The 3,329-nt window shown below is 37.1% G+C and carries 4 protein-coding genes; all 4 read left to right on the forward strand.

The window, feature by feature from the left end; genetic code table 11:
* The first annotated feature begins 89 nt into the window (after positions 1 to 89).
* Genes GSY74_RS03890 through GSY74_RS03905 form a run of 4 tightly spaced genes read left to right on the forward strand, consistent with a single transcriptional unit; the run spans position 90 to position 3,269 of the window.
* Positions 90 to 368, forward strand: coding sequence for a NifU family protein (locus tag GSY74_RS03890; RefSeq protein ID WP_164663796.1), 279 nt, complete (start codon positions 90 to 92; stop codon positions 366 to 368).
* A 3-nt stretch (positions 369 to 371) separates the two neighbouring features.
* Positions 372 to 944, forward strand: a complete 573-nt coding sequence (locus GSY74_RS03895) for a tetratricopeptide repeat protein (RefSeq protein WP_164663797.1) — start codon at positions 372 to 374, stop codon at positions 942 to 944.
* Between the two features lie 19 nt (positions 945 to 963).
* Positions 964 to 2,262 (forward strand): UDP-N-acetylmuramoyl-L-alanyl-D-glutamate--2,6-diaminopimelate ligase, encoded by a 1,299-nt coding sequence (locus GSY74_RS03900; protein WP_164663798.1) that lies wholly within the window; start codon positions 964 to 966, stop codon positions 2,260 to 2,262.
* A complete protein-coding gene (locus GSY74_RS03905; RefSeq protein ID WP_164663799.1) occupies positions 2,259 to 3,269 on the forward strand; it encodes a DUF475 domain-containing protein in 1,011 nt (336 codons plus the stop codon). Before GSY74_RS03900 ends, GSY74_RS03905 begins: the two co-directional genes overlap by 4 nt.
* The last annotated feature ends 60 nt before the right edge of the window (positions 3,270 to 3,329 follow it).

Raw genomic sequence — 3,329 nt, forward strand, 5'->3', positions numbered from 1 at the left:
GGACTAAAGTCTCCGATTCTAAGTAAGTTTTGATAGAATAATTATACAATTTTGGTATAATTATATAATATAAATTTAAGGAGAAGCAGGTGCTTCCATTTACAGATGAAGAGTTAAGACCAATTGTCACAGATGTTATCGAGAAATCAAGAGTATGGATTCAAAAAGATGGTGGTGATGTAAAGATAATAGATATAGTTAATGGTGTGGTTTTTGTACAGCTCCAAGGAGCCTGTGTTGGCTGTGGTAGTGCAGGTACTACACTAAAATTTGGTATTGAACTAGAGTTAAAAAAGATAATACATCCAGATATAACTGTGATGAATGTTCCCCACGGATGGGAAGAGAGATTAGACCAATTAGGATAAGTTATGAGAAAAGTAAGTATCAATAGATTATTAACTAGAGCAGAGCAACAGTTCTCACTTGGAGAGTATCAGAGTGCAATGACCACTTATGGACTATTGTTAAAAGAGTTTCCAACTCATAGTGATGCTAAGATAGGTGCTTTTCTTTGTGATATAGGGATGGAGAGTGGCGAAGAGGCTCAAGCACTTTTTGATTATTATCAGATTATTAAAAAAGAGCAAGATGACGCTCCTGAGGTGATGAGCAATCTTATCTCTACTCTTGATTCTACAAAAAATCAAATCTCTGACCTTCTTTCTCCTGTTGAAGATAAGATAGAGTATGAAGATGGTATTGGGTATAAAGATTTTTTGCAGTTTGTAGATGATAGAGGTGACTTCTCTAAAGCTTTTGAAGATGTGATGTTCTCTACAAAAGTAATTCTACGAGGCAAAGAGGAGTATATCGATTTTGTCTCAAAACTGATTGATAAGGGTGAAGAGAAGTTAGCAGAGCAGTTTTTGGACTCAATGAGTAGTGCATTTGGAAAAAGTCAAGATATATATGAACTCTATCATAAGTTAAAACAAAACTAATTCCGTTAATATACGCTCTATGAAAATAGATTATAATTTAGATGGTTATGCGTATTTAACCGACGATACAGCTAACATAGCTGGGGACATACAGTTTTTACTAACAGCACAAAATCAGAAATACTTTGATAAGCTTGAAGTTCAACCCTCTTTTATTAAACCCAAAGATTTGATAGAGAAATGGGGATTAGACTCTATCAAAACGGTAGGTGTTACAGGAACAAATGGCAAGACAACAGTCACTGCTGCCATATACTCTTTTCTGCTTGATTTGGATGAAGGTGTTGCTCTTCAAGGGACAAGAGGTTTCTTTGCAAATGAGGAGAGAGTTGAAGAGAAGATTATGACCACTCCCTCCATCTTGGAGACGCTCTACCACATGAAAATAGCCAAAGATAAAAATTGTAGTTATTTTATCATGGAGGTTAGCTCTCACGCTATCGACCAAGAGCGAATAGAAGATATAAACTTTGCTCTAAAAATTCACACAAATGTTACTAGCGACCATCTTGACTATCACGGTACAGTTGAGGAGTATAGAGTTGTAAAGAGTCGCTTTTTTGCAGACGAATCACCTAAGCTTCTAAACAAAGATGAGATAAAAAATATCAAATATAACCCTGTTAATGCTCAAAGTTATGGGGTTGATGAACCTGCTACATTTAAGGTTCAAGCTTTTGCTCTAAGACATGGAATAACGGCAGGGATAAAACACTTAAGAAAAGAAGCGACATTTCACTCTCCAATGGTTGGGCTATTTAACCTCTTTAATCTCATGGCTGCTATTGGTGCGGTTACTATTTTGACAGGTAGAGATATTGAAGAGATTTGTGAAGTGGTAGAGAAGTTCGCAGGTGTAGCAGGACGGATGGAGGTTATTAGCACCAATCCACTAGTCATTGTAGATTTTGCTCACACTGATGATGGTATGTTGCAGGTTCTTGATAGTATGAAAGATAGAGATATATCTGTGGTCTTTGGAGCAGGGGGAAATCGTGATGGTGGCAAAAGAGCAAGAATGGGTGCAGTAGCAGCCAAGTTTGCCAACAAGGTCTATGTGACAAATGACAATCCAAGGGATGAAAAACCTGAAGATATTATCAATGAGATTCTATCAGGCATCAAAGACCAGAGCAAAACAAGAGCGATGGTTGATAGAGCTTTTGCCATTCAAGAGGCACTAAGAGAGCTTGATGAGGATGAGGTTCTTATGATTCTTGGAAAAGGTGATGAGGATTATATGGAGATAGCAGGAGAGAAGATTCATTTTGATGATAGAGAGGTAGTTCGAGCATTGCTTCAGGAGGGGGAAAGTTGAGCCATTTCAAATACTCTTTTATTTTTACGGCTCTCTCTTTAGCTCTTATATCTGTATGGGGTTTTCATACAAATGGGCTAACAGGGATTGCAACAGCACTTTTTTTTACCTCTATATTAATTGTTATGGAGGTATCTCTATCTTTTGATAATGCGGTGGTCAACGCCTCTATTCTTAGAGATTGGGATGATTATTGGAAAAAAATCTTTCTTACAATAGGTATTATAGTAGCTGTATTTGGAATGCGTCTGCTCTTTCCCATATTAATCGTAGCTCAAACTGCTGATATGGGAATGTTAGATGTCTGGAGATTAGCTCTTGACAATCCTGCATTATATTCTGAAAAACTAACAGAACACCATGCAGAGATTTCAGCTTTTGGTGGAATGTTTCTACTACTTGTTTTTCTAAATTTTCTATTTGATGAGGAGAAGAGTATACACTGGTTCTCATCATTTGAGAAGATAGTCTCTAAACTAGGTAAGATAGAGGCTGTCTCTACGCTTGTGGCACTCTATATCTTACTTTTTGTTGCAGGGTCTGATTCAACTGTCTTGATAGCAGGTATCTGGGGGGTCATAGTTTACCTCTCTGTTCATGCCCTTGGTGTAATCTTGGAGTATCTCAATAGCCGTAAAAACAGAGCAGCTTCCAATGTTGCGAAAGGTAGTATAGGAGGATTTATATATTTAGAGATGCTAGATGCCTCTTTCTCTTTTGATGGCGTTATTGGATCTTTTGCCATTACCAATGATATTGTAATTATTATGGTAGGTCTTGGAGTTGGTGCTATGTTTGTAAGGTCTATGACCATCTATTTAGTAGATAAAGGGACACTTGACTCCTATATCTATTTGGAACATGGGGCTCACTATGCTATTGGAGCATTGGCACTTATTATGATATTTGGTAGTATAGGTTTGCATATTCCAGAGATTATAACAGGATTGATAGGTGTATCTTTTATCATTTGGGCATATTACTCCTCTAAAAAGCATAAAAGTTAAAGAACTAGGAAACGAAAACTTTAGTTTCGTCTTTTTCGGGGCTGAAGCCTCCGATTCCAA

Source organism: Sulfurovum sp. bin170, from assembly GCF_010892395.1.
Lineage (GTDB): Bacteria > Campylobacterota > Campylobacteria > Campylobacterales > Sulfurovaceae > UBA1140.